This window comes from Longimicrobium sp., assembly GCF_048594345.1.
Taxonomy (GTDB): Bacteria; Gemmatimonadota; Gemmatimonadetes; order Longimicrobiales; family Longimicrobiaceae; genus Longimicrobium.
On the sequence record NZ_JBMDXM010000083.1, the window covers coordinates 1 to 16667 of the forward strand.

12 protein-coding genes are annotated in these 16667 nt (G+C 68.3%); 9 read left to right on the forward strand and 3 right to left on the reverse strand.

Translation table 11 applies throughout. The features are described from left to right. The 4 genes from ACOJUJ_RS08825 to ACOJUJ_RS08840 form a co-directional block, all read left to right on the forward strand. Window positions 1-1301: methyl-accepting chemotaxis protein (locus ACOJUJ_RS08825; protein ID WP_420126492.1), on the forward strand; the 1301-nt coding region annotated here is incomplete at its 5' end. Window positions 1302-2218: 917 nt separating this feature from the next. After that, a complete protein-coding gene (locus ACOJUJ_RS08830) occupies window positions 2219-4024 on the forward strand; it encodes an ATP-dependent nuclease (protein ID WP_420126493.1) in 1806 nt (601 codons plus the stop codon). 438 nt (window positions 4025-4462) lie between these two features. Further along, entirely contained in the window at window positions 4463-5797 is a 1335-nt protein-coding gene (locus ACOJUJ_RS08835) for an amidohydrolase family protein (protein WP_420126494.1), read from the forward strand. After that, entirely contained in the window at window positions 5794-6309 is a 516-nt protein-coding gene (locus ACOJUJ_RS08840; RefSeq protein WP_420126495.1) for a cupredoxin domain-containing protein, read from the forward strand. Before ACOJUJ_RS08835 ends, ACOJUJ_RS08840 begins: the two co-directional genes overlap by 4 nt. 232 nt (window positions 6310-6541) lie before the next feature. Here ACOJUJ_RS08840 and ACOJUJ_RS08845 read toward each other — a convergent pair whose 3' ends face one another. Next, entirely contained in the window at window positions 6542-7708 is a 1167-nt protein-coding gene (locus ACOJUJ_RS08845) for an acyltransferase family protein (protein WP_420126496.1), read from the reverse strand. Further along, window positions 7705-8757, reverse strand: coding sequence for a hypothetical protein (locus tag ACOJUJ_RS08850; protein WP_420126497.1), 1053 nt, complete (start codon window positions 8755-8757; stop codon window positions 7705-7707). Before ACOJUJ_RS08850 ends, ACOJUJ_RS08845 begins: the two co-directional genes overlap by 4 nt. Window positions 8758-9129: 372 nt before the next feature. Between ACOJUJ_RS08850 and ACOJUJ_RS08855 the strand changes: the two genes are divergently transcribed. After that, on the forward strand, window positions 9130-10719 hold the full coding sequence (locus ACOJUJ_RS08855; RefSeq protein WP_420126498.1) for a hypothetical protein: 1590 nt from the start codon (window positions 9130-9132) through the stop codon (window positions 10717-10719). 143 nt (window positions 10720-10862) lie between these two features. Continuing rightward, the gene (locus ACOJUJ_RS08860) at window positions 10863-11327 is read left to right on the forward strand and encodes a hypothetical protein (RefSeq protein WP_420126499.1); all 465 of its coding nucleotides are present in this window, start codon (window positions 10863-10865) and stop codon (window positions 11325-11327) included. Between the two features lie 175 nt (window positions 11328-11502). Here the strand turns inward: ACOJUJ_RS08860 and ACOJUJ_RS08865 are convergent, their stop codons facing one another. Next, a complete protein-coding gene (locus tag ACOJUJ_RS08865; RefSeq protein ID WP_420126500.1) occupies window positions 11503-12231 on the reverse strand; it encodes a MerR family transcriptional regulator in 729 nt (242 codons plus the stop codon). A gap of 554 nt (window positions 12232-12785) precedes the next feature. Here ACOJUJ_RS08865 and ACOJUJ_RS08870 point away from each other — a divergent pair. From ACOJUJ_RS08870 to ACOJUJ_RS08880, 3 genes are all read left to right on the forward strand, one after another. Then, complete coding sequence (locus ACOJUJ_RS08870; RefSeq protein WP_420126501.1) at window positions 12786-14399, forward strand: serine hydrolase domain-containing protein; 1614 nt, start codon at window positions 12786-12788, stop codon at window positions 14397-14399. A gap of 457 nt (window positions 14400-14856) precedes the next feature. After that, window positions 14857-15141: a hypothetical protein gene (locus ACOJUJ_RS08875; protein WP_420126502.1), complete on the forward strand. Its 285-nt coding sequence runs from the start codon at window positions 14857-14859 to the stop codon at window positions 15139-15141. A gap of 186 nt (window positions 15142-15327) precedes the next feature. Further along, a complete protein-coding gene (locus ACOJUJ_RS08880) occupies window positions 15328-16653 on the forward strand; it encodes an OmpP1/FadL family transporter (RefSeq protein ID WP_420126503.1) in 1326 nt (441 codons plus the stop codon). Window positions 16654-16667 lie beyond the last annotated feature (14 nt).

A 16667-nucleotide genomic window follows, 5' to 3' on the forward strand; every position in this document is an offset into this window, starting at 1 on the left:
GCGACCGCGCGGGCGCCCTGCGCCGCGTGTCGGCCGTGCGGCCGCGCACCGAGCAGCTGGAAGAAAACATCCGCGCCATCAGCGCCGCGCAGACGCAGAAGGTGACGGACGCGGCCGACGACCTGCGCAACAACGTGCGCCAGTGGCAGGCGGGGCTGGCGCTGACGGCCATTCTGGCCGGGCTGGCAACGGCGGGGCTCATTGCCCTGGCGCTGCGGATGATTCAGAAGCCGCTGGCCACGCTGGGCGGCGCAGCGCAGCAGCTGGGCGAGGGCGACCTGCGGCTGAACATGGGCGGCCACACCGACGACATGCCCGAGGAGTTTGCCGCGCTGGCCGCCACCTTTGAGCACATGGCCGGGCAGCTGCGCACCATCGTGGGCGAAACGGCGGGTACGGCGCAGCGCATCAGCAACTTCGCGTCGGACCTGTCCAGCATCAGCGAAGAGGTGGCGGCGTCCAGCGGCGAGGTGGCCACGGCCATGGTGGGCATTGCCAGCGGCGCCGAAACGCAGTCGCAGGGGCTGCAGGCCACGCGTGACGCGCTGGAGGAAATGGGACGCCGCTCCGACGAAATCGTCAACGCGTCGCAGATGGTGACATCGCTTTCCGAGCAGATCTACCTGGTGGCCGCCCAGAGCCGCAGCGAGGTATCCACCGCGCTGCAGCGGCTGCTGGAAATCCGCGAGGTGGTGACCGAATCTGCCTCGCAGGTTACTGAACTGGAGCAGGCGTCGGCGCAGATTGACCGCTTCGTGGAAACCATCACCGGAATCGCGCGGCAGACCAACCTGCTGGCGCTGAACGCGGCCATCGAGGCGGCGCGCGCGGGCGAGCACGGCCGCGGCTTCGCGGTGGTGGCCGAGGAGGTGCGCAAGCTGGCCGAGGGCAGCGCCCGCGCTGCCAACGAGGTGGCGGGCAACGTGTCCGGCATCCGCAGCCGCATCGAGGAGGTGGTCACCTCCATGGGCCGCGGCACGGGCAAGGTGGGCGACGTGGAAGAGGTGTCGCGCGGCGCCGACAGCGCGCTGGAGCAGATCCTGGCCGCGGTGGACGGCGTGCGCCTGGCCGCCGACCAGGTGGAAGAGGCCGCCGCCCGCAACGCGGCGGCCATGGAGGGTGTGGAGGCGTCGCTGGCCGAGGTGTCGGGCACCAGCGAGTCGCACGCCGCCAGCGCCGAAGAGGTGAGCGCCGCGGCCGAGGAGCAGTCCGCCGCCACGCAGGAGATGTCCGCCTCCACCGCCGAGCTGCTGCACTCCGCCGAGCGCATGCGCGAGCTGGTGAGCGGCTTCCGCACCTGAGCCGCGGTACGAAGGTGCGGGGGTACGAGGGTACGATGACGGGGCCCGCCTTTCCGCGAGAAAGGCGGGCCTCGTCGCGTGCGTATCCGCCGCGGAAACGTCGCCGCACCGGGATACGGCGGATGCGCTGGACCCGAGCCCCCGGCGATTGAAATCGCGGCACCGAAAACGTGATGTCGGCCTTCGCCGACGGGTCCGTCGCGGTCGAGTGCCGAAGGATGCGCCGGACTCGCGCGGGTGGACTGGGGATGCGACCGTGCAGTCCGCGCAGGCGGACTTCGCGAAGTTCCAGCGGCGAATTCTTCATTCGCTCCGGCGCGGGGGCGGCCCTTACCGACTCCCGGTCCGGGAATCGGTGTCCTCCGCGCGAATTCCGGAATCAGTTCTCCCCCTCCCCCGCGGAGCGGGGACAGGGAGCGGGGGGAGGGGGCCCTCGCCCGGTGCACAGGGTCTGCTGCGGAGCACAATCCGCCGTTAACCTCCCCCAGGGGTTTTTGACAGCACCGGAGCAGCCTGCGCGGCCGCGTGCAGGTACTGGGCTTCTTCATCTTCCACTTTCCGGTCGTGTGCCGCGCGCACGACCAGGTGCAGCTGGGGTTTTTGGGGGAGGTGCGAGCCTCGGCGAGCGGAGGGGGCGCCGCTGGAGGGCCGCACGCGGGACGAACGTCTCCCTCGCACAAAGCTTGTACATCGGATCCACCCACGGAGTTTACACACCGCGCACACCGTCCACTCGTGTGCGTAAATCCAAGCGGAGGCGCCACGTCACGCAAATGTCACGTCCCTGGCGCACTTCTCGCGTTTGCCAAAAGGCGGTACAAATCGGGCTGGCGGCGGAAGTTGTTCCATAGGCGTACCTTGCACACTGTCCCCGGCGGGCGGCCGTTCCGGACCGCCCGCCTGACCATCCGGACGCGATGCTCAAGACGGTAGCCCTGGGCTTTGGCGCCGGCGAAGGCGACGAGCCGCTGCGCTTCACGCCCGGTCCCATGACCGTGTTCGTGGGGCCCAACAACTCGGGCAAGAGTCTGGCGCTTCGCGAGATCGAGGACTTCATCGAGACCGGCGGCGACTCGCTGCGCCACATCGTGCGGCGGCTGGAGCTTCTGCTGCCGCCGGACGACGAGGTGGAGGACATGGTGCTCTCCCGCGCCGTGGGTGACGGCGACACGGAAGGCTCGGTGCGCGTGCTGCGCCTGCGCCACTCCGGCGACCACTGGCGCCGGCGCGCCACCGACGTGGCCGAGCCCGTGGTGGAGCAGGTGGTGGACCTTTACGCGCTGCTGCAGGCCCTGGCCTACGCGGACGATCCGTCCGACGAAGACCTGGACCGCCTGTGCCGCGACTTTCTGGCCCTGTTCACCCTGCGGCTGGACGGGCAGACGCGCCTGGCGCTCATGCATCCCCAGGCCGCGGACGACCCCGAGGAGCATCCCTCCAACTACCTGGGCGCGCTGTTTCGCGACGACGAGGCCCGCGAGCGCATCCGCGAGATCACGCACGACGCGTTCGGGCTGTACTTTGTCATCGACCCCACCGAAGGGACGCACCTGCGCGTGCGGATGGCGGAGCGGGCGCCCATGGACGATGACGAAGAGCAGTCCATCACCGACCGCTCGCGCGCCTTTCACGGCCGCGCCGCCGACATCGACCAGATGAGCGACGGCATCCGCGCGTTCACCGGGCTTACGGCCGCGCTGCTGAGCGCCGACTACCGCATCATGCTGGTGGATGAGCCCGAGGCGTTTCTGCATCCGCCCCTGGTGCGCAAGCTGGGCAAGCGCCTTACGCAGCTGGCGGCGGAGCGCGGCGCCAACGTGCTGGCCGCCACGCACTCGCCCGACTTTGTGATGGGGTGCATTACCAGCGGGCAGGCGGTGAACATCGTCCGGCTTACGTGGCGAAAGAACGTGGCGGGCGCGCGGCTGCTTTCGGCGCACAAGCTGTCGACGATGATGCGCGACCCGCTGCTGCGCTCCACGGGCGTGCTGGGCGCGCTGTTTCACGAGGGCGCGGTGGTGTGCGAGGCGGACGCGGACCGCGTGTTCTACGCCGAGGTCAACGAGCGGCTGCTGGCGCACCGGGCGGGCGGCGCGGACGGCGTGGTTTTTCTCAACGCGCAGAACAAGCAGACGGTGCGGCGCATCATCCGCCCGCTGCGCGAGATGGGGCTTCCCGCGGCGGCGGTGCTGGACCTGGACCTGCTCAAGGGGCGCGAGGATTTTCGCGACCTGCTACGCTCCGCGTTCGTCCCCGAAGTCTTCTGGGAGCCGTGGGAGGAGCAGCGCCGCCGGCTGCACCAGCAGATCAACAACGCCGACTACAAGGCCGGCGGCATTCAGCGGCTGCGCGGCGAGGCGCGCGCCCTGGCCGATACGCTGCTGGCGTCGCTCTCGGAGTACGGGGTGTTCCTGGTGCCCTACGGAGAGCTGGAGTGCTGGCTGCCGGAGCTGGAGGTGGGCGGGCACGGGCCGGAGTGGCTCACCCAGGTGTTCGCGCGCATGGGCACGGACCCGGGCGAGCCCGGCTACCAGCGCCCCACGGGCGGCGGCGTGTGGCGCTTCATCCAGCGCGTGGCCACGTGGATCGCCGAGCCGCGCCGCAAAGGAATGCGCGAGGAGCACGTGCCGCTGGACCACCTGCTCGCCCCACCCGCGCCGGATGAGACGGAGAAGGCGGACGAGGCGGACGAGGCCGAGGAGGAGCAGGCGGCGGTGGCGTAGGATCGAAGTGCGGGGATGCGGGAGTGGATGCGGGGCGTCCACTCCCGCTTCTGCGTTCCGGCTGGCTTTCAGGGATGGGCCTCACACGGAGTTAACGGAGTCAACGGAGTTTTTGTCGTGCCTTCCCTCAGGCTCCTCATAGTCATTCAGGTTGATGTGGGGGATGATGACGAGAGAATTACCTCATCCGCGGGTCCGCGCGCCTCCCTTCGCGACGTCGGTCTTGTCGACTCAGGCATCCGCAGCACGGCGTACCAGGCAATCATGCCCGCGACGCGAACCGTCCGCCGAGGCACGAGAAAACTCCGTTGACTCCGTGTGAGGCCCACTCTTTTCCGATGTCGGCTGGCGCACGGAATCCGGCGGTGCAACATTGGCGCATCGGCCGCCATCCCATCACGACACACTCGCATTCACCGCATCCCGAGAGACGCCCGCATGATCCGCACGCTGCTCCACCCGGCCGCCGCCGCCGCGCTGCTGGCCGCTTTCGCCGCGCCGCTGGCCGCGCAGCCCACGCTCCCCACGGCGGGGAACGGCACCGTGGTGCTGCGCGCGGCGCGGCTGATCGACGGAACGGGCGCGGCGGTGGTGCAGAACGGCGTGGTGGTGGTCACGGACGACCGCATCGTGGCGGCGGGGGCGGCGGGGAGCGTGCAGGTGCCGGCGGGGGCGCGGGTGATCGACCTGGGCGACGCGACGCTGCTGCCGGGGTTCATCGACACGCACACCCACATCGTCGGCCGCGCGCTGGGCGATCCGGGGAGCGACGAGGCCGCGGTGCGCGACTACCCCGGCTTTGGGCCCATCCTGGCGACGGCCAACGCGCGCGCCACGCTGATGGCCGGCTTCACGACGATCCGCAACCTGGGTTCGCCCAACTTTGACGACGTGGCGCTGCGGCAGGCCATCGACCAGGGCTACGTTCCGGGCCCGCGCATCCAGGCGGCGGGCAACAGCATCGGCACCACGGGCGGGCACTGCGACGAGAACGGCTTTCGCCCCGGACTGTTCGACGGCGACTACCGCGAAGGGATCGCCGACGGGCCAGACCAGATTCGCGCGGCCGTGCGCTACCAGTCCAAGTACGGCGCCGACGTCATCAAGACCTGCGCGACCGGCGGCGTGCTTTCCGAGGGCGACGCGGTGGGCGTGCTGCAGTATTCCGCGGAGGAGATGAACGCGCTGGTGGAAGAGGCGCGCGTGCTGGAGCGGCGGGTGGCGGCGCACGCGCACGGCGCCGAGGGGATCAAGGTGGCGGTGCGCGCCGGTGTGGCCTCCATCGAGCACGGCTCGTTTCTGGACGAGGAAGGCGCGCGGCTGATGGCGGCCCGTGGCACCTTTCTGGTCCCCACGCTCATGGCGGGGCGCGCGGTGGAGCAGGCGGCGGAGAGCGGACGGCTGACGGGGCTGCGCGGCGAAAAGGCACGCCAGGCGGCGGCGGCCATGCGCAACGCCACCCGCATTGCCCGGCGCGCGGGCGTGCGCATTGCGCTGGGGACGGACGCAGGCGTGGGCGCGCACGGCGCCAACGCCCAGGAGTTCGGACTGATGGTGGAGTGGGGCGGAATGACGCCCATGGAAGCCATCGTTGCCGGCACCAGCAACGCGGCGAAGCTCATGGGGTGGGAGAACCGCATCGGCGCCCTGCGCGCCGGGCTGCTGGCCGACGTCGTCGCCGTCCCCGGCGACCCCACGCGCGACATCCACGCACTGGAGCGCCCCGTGCTGGTGATGAAGAACGGGGTGATCTACTCGCAGCCTGCGCCATGAAACACGCGCCCATCCTCCGCCTGTTCCCCGCCGCCGCGCTGGCGCTCTCGATCGCCGGCTGCGCGAAGTGCCCGTACCCGCAGACGCAGCCCGCGCCGGTACCCGCCGGCTCGCAGCTTCCGGGGACGCGGCCGCCGGCGCCGCTGGAGCCGTCGCGGGTGGAGCCGGGCGACAACCAGGTAGTGGTGGAGACGGATACCCAGCGCGTCATCGGCGTGGAGATCCGGACGCTGGAGAACGGTGCATCCGGCCAGTTCGCGCCGACAGTGGTGCGCGCGCGGCGGGGCGACCTGCTCCGCTTCAGCATGGCGGACGGGGACAGCCACCACAACGTCTCGTTCGCCTCCTTCAACCGCGACAAGCCGGGCGTCCGGCTTCCCCCGGAAAGTCCCTATCTCACAGAACCCGGCCAGTCGTGGCAGTTGCGCGTGGACCTGGCGCCCGGAACCTACGAGTTCGCCTGCGTCCCCCACGCCGAAGCCCACCGCGGCAGACTGATCGTGGAGCCGTAGCCGCGGATCGCGCCACCTGTGCCCGCGAGGTTTGCCGACGCCAGCCGGAGCTCGTCGCCTCACCTCGAATCGTGTCGTGCGTGGGAGAGTCCGCTGACAAGCATCACGCGGAGACGCGGAGGAACAGATGAGCCGCGGAGGCGCTTCGATGCGTCCTCCGCGGCTCTCCGTTTTCCTCCGTGCCTCCGCGTGCGATCTTCTGCTTCAGTGCACACCGAATCCCAGCCCGATATCACACCTTCCAGTACCACCCGCGCCGGTGCATCGCCCAGACGAGCGCCGTCCACAGCGCGACAAAGCAGAGGGCAAACGCCAGCGACGCGTCGTGCGTGGGGAGCCAGGAGTCGAACGCGGCGGTGAAGATCACCTCCTTGATCGCTCGCCCATCGACCTTTACCAGGTACAGCAGCCGCCCCATCACGCCGGAAAGAAAGAACGCGAAGATGGCGTTCATCCCGAACCAGGCGAACGGCATGGCCCAGCGGCGCCGCCCGCGCACGTCCACCAGCCAGTAGCACACCGCCAGCGTGTGCAGCGCCAGCCCCGCCGTAAACATCACGTACGAGCTGGTCCACAGGTTCTTGTTGATGGCGAACGCCGCGTCCCAGATCAGCCCGGCCACCAGCGCCGCGTTCCCGGCCAGGAACAGCCCCACCAGCCGATCGGCGGCTGATCGATCCGACCGCATCCACCGCCCCGCGAACACCCCCAGCAGCACCGTCGCCACGGCGGGGAGCGTGCTCAGCAGCCCTTCCGGGTCCCACGTCTTCGCCGACGCCCACAGGTGGTTGGTGCCCAGGACGGCACGGTCCACGTACGCCGCCAGGCTGCCGTCCTTGCTCAGGTCGCCCGCGCGCCCGCCGGGGACGGGCACCAGCATCATCGCCGCCCAGTAGCCCAGCAGCAGCGCCGCCGTCACCGCCGCCTGCACGCGCGGCCGGGTGAACAGCACCACGGCCGCGGCCAGCGTGAACGCCAGCCCGATCCGCTGCAGCACGCCGGGAATGCGCAGGTGCGCCAGGTCCAGGTTGTAGTACGGAAACGCCGCCAGCAGCAGCCCCAGTCCGATCAGGATCGCCCCTCGCTTTGCCGCCCTGCCGAACAGCCGCCCCGGCGCCTCGCCCCGCTCCAGCCGCGGCAGGATGGAGAACGCCATCGAGACGCCCACGATGAACAGAAAGAACGGAAAGATCAGGTCCGTGGGCGTCCACCCGTGCCACGCCGCGTGCTCCAGCGGGTCGTAGACGGCGCTCCACGTTCCCGGGTTGTTCACCAGGAGCATGGCCGCCACCGTCAGTCCGCGAAACACGTCCAGCGACAGCAGCCGCTCCGGCCTCGCGGCCACCGCCGGCTCCTGTACGGCCGCCACGGGCCGCGCACTGGCGAGGGTGTCGATCATCTCGGACGGAAGATTGTGGTTACGGAATTGGTGCTAATTCCAAGCCGGAACACATCAATCCGCTTATCATACCAAATATTGTAATAATCCTGCCCACGATAGTAATTCAGATAAACTCCAAAATCTTCGTTCATCCTAGGAGTCAGGAGAAGACTGTAGGAAACGTTCAATCGATTCCTCGTAAGGAGCGGCTCCGAGCGAAAGTGGCGGTCCAGTACATATGAGATCTCGGTGTTGCTCTTCGTATCGAATGGGATGATTCTGCGAAAGAGGGTTGCGCGAGCGGACTGCGAATAGATCAGCCGGTAACGCCCGTATTGATCGTCACCCTCAGGAGATCGTAATTCCGGATCCTCATTCACTGGGATGTGGGCTCTGAACGCAATCTTTTCCCATGAGGTTCCACCGCTCGTAAATCCGAGAAGGCGGTCGAATATTGTACCATCTCCAACACTGTGAAATCCCACTTCGACAAAGTTTGTGGAGAAGCTGCCATCCTCGAGGTTGTGCAACCCGGTAATGCTGTCGTAGAAGGGACCTGATTGTCCGTTTGAGTGGTGGCTGATGAGAAACGAGACGAACTGAAAACTATTCTCAGTTTGAGGAATGGGGCTGCCCCAGAGGTACATTGCCAGCCGAGGCATGTAGCTTGGAGTCCTGACAGGTGCCGAGCCAGTGGAATCATTTTCCATCCGGAGGATGAGCTTTGGTGTAAATACGACACTACCAGTTTTCCAGGCAGCGGCAAAATGAGGTGCGATATTCCCCTCAAAGAACAGGTTGCGCTGAAGCTCTCCCCATCCGCTGAGGATCATGAAGTAGCTGCCCTCCAATTGAGCTTTCACCAAATCGAAGCGGTCGTCCGGCTCGGAACGGTCGAGCGAATCCTGAACAATGCGCTCAGGAGAGGGGAGATCCTGTGCCACGAGACGAAACCCGGGCGCAAGCAGCGTCAACATGAGAGCTATGACCATTGTTCTTGGCATATTCATCCTCCGTCTCTGTAAATGCTCACCTGCACTCACTGAAGCAAAAAGATTCTCATCCATTATCTATGTTTCCTGTGAGTCCTGCGCCAGTGCGGCATCTCCCGTAAACTCGCATCGCGCACGGCGCACAGCATGCCGCTTATGCAGGACAGCCGCCCGCACAACGCCTTCGTCGCGCGGGCGAGCTGCATCCAGATGTGCCGCTCCCATTCAGACTTCATGCGTATGGATACCGCACAGCGCTTGACCTTTTACGCGCGAGAGGCGTTAGTTGGGTAGCCCTTCTCCCCCGTCATCTGATTCCCGGAAACCGCCGTCGGGTGGCCACCGGCCCCTCACCCTTCCTCCCCTGTATCCTCCGGGCGAGATGCGCTGCCGGGCGGCATTCCCCCCCGCCGCCCGGCGACGGAAACCCCTGCTCCAGGCTTCCCCATGCGTTTCCGAAACCGCTTCATCATGCCCCTGGCCGGGCTGCTGCTCGCGCTGGGCGCGTGCGACAACAACCTCGCTCCGCGGGGCCCCGCTCCCGCAGGCGACGCGCAGCTTGCGCGCGCGCCCGCCCGGGACAGCCTTGCCCTTGACCCTCTCGCGCGCGCACTGGCCCTCGCGCTGCGCGACGAGACGCTCTCCAGGCAGCTGCTGGAGGACTTTCGCGACAGCCCCTTTCCGGACCACCAGATCCACGCGGCAAGCTACCTTGCCGGGCCGCGCGGCCGGCCGCTGCTGGACGCCGCGGCGCAGGCCGCCGGCAGGCGCCCCGGCGAGCTGCTGGCGCTGGCGGCCCGCACTTCGGACCTGGCGCTCACCCTTCCCGTACGGCTGGACCGCATCTCGTGGCGGGGAACGCCCAACGTGGTGGTTACCGCCAGCGCGCGCGGCCGCGACGCGTGGGTGAGCCTGGGCGACGCGCGCGGGTTTGACGGCCAAGGGAACGAGGTCACCATCCCCATGAACACGCCGCCGGGGTTCCCCGTGATCGCCCTGCTGCGCTCCGACGCCGCGTTCGGCGCCAACGCCGAGGCGGCGCGAGCCCGCGCCCCGCGCAAGACGCGCCTTACGGTCAGCACCCGCGAAGAAACGTACGGCGGCAGCCTGCCGGGAGGCGGAGATGGCGAAATCGGCATCCAGGCGTGCCCGCCCAACGAGCTTAGCTGCATCTGCTACGAGAACCCCGCCGACTCGCGGTGCCAGGTGTCGGCGCCGTACAACCCGGGGGGCGAGCCCACGCCCAGCAACTTTGACTGGTGGAGCTGTCGCGACCTTACCGTGAACGTGGACTCCGACGCCGACGGCCTTTCGGACAAGTGCGAGTACGAGGTTGCCTACGCCATGCGCCCGTACCTGACGTACGACCCGGCCGACCGGGACCGAAGGCGAGAGCCCTACTGGGCCATGTACCCGTCCACCATGTACTCGTCGTATCACCAGATCGTCTACGCCCTCTCGTACTACTACGATTGGGGCCCCAACTACAAGCACCAGGGCGACTCGGAGTTCATCGTTCTGCGCGTGCAGTACCTGGGATACGGCAAGTGGGGCGTGGCTTCGGCGTTCCTTTCGGCGCACTGGGGGGCGATCACCGATTCCAGCGCCGACATCACGCATCCAAGCCTGGAGTACGCCGGCTCCACCCGCGGCCGTCCCAAGATCTGGGTCGCGGTGAACAAGCACGCCAACTACCGCTCTCGCTCTTCATGCGACGCCGGCGCCGCGTGGACGGACAGCTGCGACGCCAACGTCTTCATCAAGGGCAGCGCGGCGTACGAGGTAGAGGTGCTTCCCAACGCCAACCTGGGCAACCACGGCCGCGGGTACGACTACTCCTCCGGCGCCGAGCGCTGGTACCCGGGTGCCATCATCCACGACTGCGTTCCGAGCCGGGTGTACCTGTTTGGCGGCCGCCAGGAGTGCTACTGGACCTGGAAGAAGTTCCTGGGATGGCAAGACAACTACGACGGGCACATGGATGGCAGCTCCGGCGGCGCCTACGCCGACGTGATGCAGCGCTTCCTGTACTGGTAGCCCCCGATCGGGGATGCTGAACAGCCGCCCGCGCGACACCTTCGTCGCGCGGGCGGCTGCGTTGTGGATGGCCGATCGAACACCGCTGATCGACGGATCCCGTGAAAACCGCGGTCGCATGTCCCCCGAATCTATCCGGGCAGATGCGGATCATCTCCCGGAAGGAGGAAGCGAACACATCCACGGCGCACCGGAAGATGGTAAAAAAGAAGTGGATTCCAGCCGCACTCGCGGGTGCCCTCCTGCTCGGGTTCCTGGTGGGATTGGGACGCGGCATCGAATCGTTCAAAGTTGAGATTCATGCGCCCGCGCCGCCGGCACCCATGCCGCCGCCAGTTGATCCGGCACCCATGCCGCCGCCGGTTACGCCGTTTCCCAACCCACAGCTTCCCCCGGTGGAGCCGCCGATGAATGTACCCCCGCCGGCACCGCCGTCCGGACCGGCTACATACGACGACGGCTTGGGCGAATATCCCCCTTTGGATGACAAGGACGTGGACTGCGACAACATACGCCATCGTGTGCGGGTGACTGGCCCCGACCCGCACCGTCTGGACGACGACGGTGATGGAATCGGCTGCGAGAGCTACGGACCACCTCCCCGCTGACGGCGCGGGAGAAAAGATGTAGGCAGCAACAGCCGCCCGCGCGATCGAATCGCGCGGGCGGCTGCGCTGGCGAGACGAGCTACCCGTTCACCCGTTCACCCGTTCACCCGTTCACCCGTTCACCCGTTCACCCGTTCACCCGTTCACCCGTTCACCCGTTCACCCGTTCACCCGTTCACGCCTGCGGGCAGCCCCACGCCCGCCCCACGTACTCCATCAGCGGGCGCATGCCGGCCACGTCCATGCCGTGCACCGTGCTCTCGTTCTGGTACAGGTTGCCCAGGCTCTGCCGGATGCCCTCGTTGCCGCCGGTAAACTCCTCGACCAGTCCCTTCCAGCGGCGCGCCAGCTCCTGCACGCGCGGGTCGCACGGGTCGGTGCCGGCCTCCATCTCGGCGCGCACCTGGTCCATCAGGCGCGGCCATTCCGCCTCCACCTCCGCAATGCGCCCCTCGCCCACCTGCTCACGGCGCTGCGCAAGGTAGTCCATCTGCTCGGGCGTGTAGTATTTCTCGAACATCGTGATCTCCTCGATGGTCTGGATCAGTTGATCGGCGGAGACGGTCTCCGCCATTTGCAGCCCTTTGGCCAGCGCGTCCAGCCGCTCCACCAGCCGCTGCTGCGACCGCACCTGCTGGCGCACACGGTCGGCGTGAAGCTGCACCACCTGCAGGGGCGACATGCGCCTGTCGTTCAGCACGTCGCGGATCTCCTCCAGGGGAAACCCCAGGTTCCGTAGCGAAGCCACCTGCTGCAGCCGCGCCACGTCGTCCTCTACGTACAGCCGGTGCCCCGCCGCCGTCCGGTGCGACGGCGAAAGCAGCCCGATCTGGTCGTAGTGGTGCAGTGTGCGCACGGTCAGCCCCGTCTGCTTCGCCAGCTCACCCACCTTCCAGGTCCGCATCTTCGCTCCTTGGTACCGCGTCCTCGTGGCCACGGCGACAATGCTAAACCCTCACGCTACGTGAGGTGCAAGGGTTTTCTTTCACTTAGATGTACGACGAAGGTGGGATGATGGGATAAGATGTTGATGGGGATGCAGATGGAGGATGTTCGGCGCGACCCTCGGGGGCCCTCACCCCGGCTCGTTCCTCGCCGGCCCCTCTCCCGCAAACTGCGCGGGAGAGGGGCGACGCGGACCGAACGTCCGCGGCGAGATGCGTAACACAGACCCGGCCGCGGTCTGAGGAAACCGGATCGGATTCTCCCGTCACTCACGCAGTTTGTGGGGGGAAGGGTCGAGGATGGGGGGCGGCTCACCATCCCGCGTCACCGTCCACAACGCATCGCTCTCCGCTCAACAACCACCCCTCCCCCGAAGTTGGGGGAGGGGTCGCCAGCCGTCGCGAGGAACGAGCGAAAGGCCTGGCGGGGGAGAGGGCCCGTCGTTGCCGCAGTCTCATCCATCCGCTACGATCCACGCAATCCCCCACCATCTATCCTCTACCGCCCCAGCCCATGCGCGCCACCAGCCTGCTCGCCGTGCTCATCATCCTCCCGAACGCCGCCAGCGCACAGACGGACCCGGTGGTGCGGGTGGACTCGGTGTTCGCGACGTGGCGAGCGGCGGGGGCGCCGGGGTGCGCGGTGGGGGTGGCGGAGAACGGGCGGCCGGTGGTGCGGCGGGCGTACGGGCTGGCGGACCTGGAGCACGAGGTGCCCAACACGCCCGAGACGGTGTTCGAGGCGGGCTCCGTAAGCAAGCAGTTCACGGCCGCGGCGGTGGTGCTGCTGGCGCGGCAGGGCAAGCTGTCGCTGGATGACGACGTGCGGCGCTACATCCCCGAGGTGCCGGACTATGGCACCCCAATTACCATCCGCCACCTGCTGAACCACACCAGCGGCCTGCGCGACTGGGGAAGCGTGCAGGACATCGCCGGCTGGCCGCGGGGCACACGCATCCACACGCACGCGCACGTGCTGGACATCGTGAGCCGCCAGCGCGCGCTCAACTTTGCTCCCGGCGCCGAGTACCTGTACAGCAACACGGGCTACAACCTGCTCGCCATTCTGGTGGAGCGGGTGAGCGGGACGAGCTTTGCCCGGTTCTCGAATCGCGAAATCTTTCAACCCTTGGGGATGACGAACACGCAGTGGCGCGACGACTTTAGCCGTGTGGTGAAGGGCCGCGCGCAGGCGTACGACCATCGCGACGGCGCGTATCACCTGGAGATGCCGTTCGAAAACGTGCACGGCAACGGCGGCCTGCTGACCACGGTAGACGACCTGCTGCGATGGAACGAGGCGCTGACCTCCGGCGCGCTGGGCGGCGTCCGGGACGAGCTGCAGACGCAGGGGCGGCTGACGGGCGGGCGGCAGATCGAGTACGCGCTGGGGCTGCGCGTGGCGCCGTACCGCGGCGTGGACGAGGTGTCGCACAGCGGATCGACGGCGGGATACCGCGCGTACCTGGCGCGCTACCCGCGGCAGGGGCTTTCGGTCGCGGTACTGTGCAACGCGGCCGAGGCCAACCCTACCCTGCTGGCCCACCGCACCGCGGAGGTGTTCCTGGGCGCCCACCTGCGCGACCCCGCCGCGCCCCCGGCGATCACCCTTCCGGCGGCGGAGCTGGAGCGCCAGGCCGGCCTCTTCCGCAGCCGCCGCACGGGCGAGCCGCTGCCGCTCGTCATGGCGGAAGGCGCGCTGACGCTGGGCGGCGGGATGCGGCTGGAGCCGATCAGCCGGAACACGTTCCGCGCCGGCCCACGGCAGGTGGAGATGATGCCCGGCGAGCCGCGGACGCTCCGCATGCTGCTCCCCGACGGCGACACGGTGATCTACGAAGCCGTCGAGCACTGGCAGCCCACGGCCGCGCAGCTGGCGGAACTCGCCGGCGCGTACCGCAGCACCGAGGCGGAGGCGAACTACACCACGGCGGTTGAAGACGGCCGCCTGGTGCTGCGCCGCCGCCCGGACACGCGCCGGGAGCTCACGCCCGTCTACGCCGACGCGTTCACCACGCCGGAGGGAGCGCTGGTCCGATTCATTCGCGGCGCGGACGGGCGGGTGCAGGCGTTTACCGTGAGCATCGAACGCGTGCGCGGGCTGCGGTTCGACCGCGTGGGCGGGTGATTGGGCCGGGGCGGTAGATGATGGGGGACGAGGTGAGCAGGGCCAGGTGGGGTGCCAGGGCGGCAAGGGCGAATGAATTCGCTGCAACGACTACACGAAATCCGCCTTCGCGGATTGGCTTGCCGGGGAGATGCCGGAGGGTGTGGGAGCGTGGATGGGTGCTCACCCGGCGCGCAACCATCGACGACATCGCGCATGGCACCACGGGCCAAAGCCCGCGGCTCGTACGGCCATAAGCCCCGCCCTGGGCTCGCGGAGCTCGCCCGGCGGGGCTGCTCGTGCGCCGCAGGCCAAGCTACGCTCCGGAACCATCACACCATCACACCATCACACCATCACACCATCACACCATCACACCCGTTCACCCGCTCACCCTGTCACCTCCACCGCGACGCCGCGGCCCACGGCGTGCATCGTCCCCCGCCCCTAAACACATCTTTCTCAACCGGGCAGGCAGATGCCACCAAAGCGGCGCGCGGCGGACAGGGGCTGGGTCAAGATCGTGGGATGGGTGGCGTGCATGGCGCTCGCCGCCTCGCTTACCTACACCTTCGTGACCGCGCTCACCCAGGGGGCGGGGGACGTGGACCCGGTGTTCTTTGGCATGCAGGCACTGGCCAGCACGCTGTTTCTGGTGTACAGCGTGCGCCTGCGCAACGGCATCTTCATCGCGGCCAACACCGTGGCGGTGCTTAACGCGGCGGGGACGCTGGTGGTGGCGCTGCTTTCACGGGGAAAGTAACTGAGCCCGGCTCAGTACGTTTTGCTTTGCGCGGCAAGGATTTTCGGCTTGACGGTGCACGCGCGGCACTGTATCGTCACGCGTCGCGGACCCCGGTGTGATCGTACCGACCGACCGATCCCGAAAAACAACGACCATTCTCCGGGCGCCTGCCCGGCAGCACCACGACCTCCAAAGGAGACTCGCATGAGACGAAGTCTGGCAATCGCCGGCGCCGCCGCCGTTGCGTGCGCCGCCGCGGGCACGCCGCTGCACGCGCAGGGTTCCAGCGTGGACCAGCAGAGCGCGTGCATGGCGGGCCGTGTGGGAGCCGGCGTGGCGATGCCGTGCGACGACGGATCGGCCGTGTACTTCAGCCCCGCGGGGCTGGCCCAGTCGCCCAGCGTGGTAAGCGCGGGCGTGGCGTTCGTGCGCGCCGGAAGCACCTTCCGCTACGACCAGGGAATGGTGCCCGCCGACGGCACCACCTCGGTGGAGCGTCCGGAAGAGACCATCCCCGTTCCGCAGGCGTTCATCAACTACCGCGCGAGCGACCGGCTGGCGGTGGGCATTGGCGCGCTGGCTCCGTACGGCCTGGGGCTGGAGTGGCCCGTGTGCGAGGCCACCACGCCCAACTGCGGCGACACCAACTTCGAGGGCCGTTTTACCGGCTACGACAACACGCTGCGCGGCCTGTACATCCAGCCCACCGTGGCGTACCAGGTGGTCCCCGACCGCTTTAGCGTAGGCGTGGGCGTGGACTACGTGATGGGGAGCATCGAGGTGCACCGCCGCCAGTTTGGCCCGGCCAACCTGGGACTGGGCAACACCGAGATCGCCGACGTGACGCTCGAGGGTGACGGCAACGGCCTTACCTACCACCTGGGCGCGCTGCTGCGGCTGGACCCGCGCACCTCGCTGGGCGTGCGCTACCTGGCCAGTGCCGAGGTGGACATCGAGGGCGACGCGGCCTTTGTGCAGGTGCCCACCGGCAACGCCGGCGTGGACGCGCTGATCGGCGCCAGCCTGCCGGCCGACCAGGGCGTGCAGAGCACCATCGAGTTTCCGGCGCAGCTGGTGGTGGGCCTGGCGTACCGCGCCAGCAGCCGGCTCAACCTGCTGGGCGACTTTCAGCGCACCTACTGGAGCAGCTTCGACGCCTTCCCGGTCGACTTCGAGACGACGGACGACCAGACGCTGGAGCTGGGGTACAGCAGCACCAACACCTTCCGCCTGGCCGCCGACTTTGCGGCCAACGACGCGCTCAACCTGCGCGCCGGCTTCCGCTACAACGAGGCCGCCAGCCCGCGCGCCACGCCGTTCCTTCCCGAGGGCGAGCGCAACTACTACACGCTGGGCCTGGGCTACCGCGTCACGCGTGCCCTGTCGACCGACTTCTCGTTCCAGTACATCAACCAGCCCGACCGCGCCGGCGCCCTGATCCCCGGCGGTCCGCGTGCCGGCATCTACGAGGCCACGGGCATGGTGTTCAACTTCACGCTGGCCTACCGCTTCGGCGGCCGGGGCCGGTAACGCGTTCCCCGCAC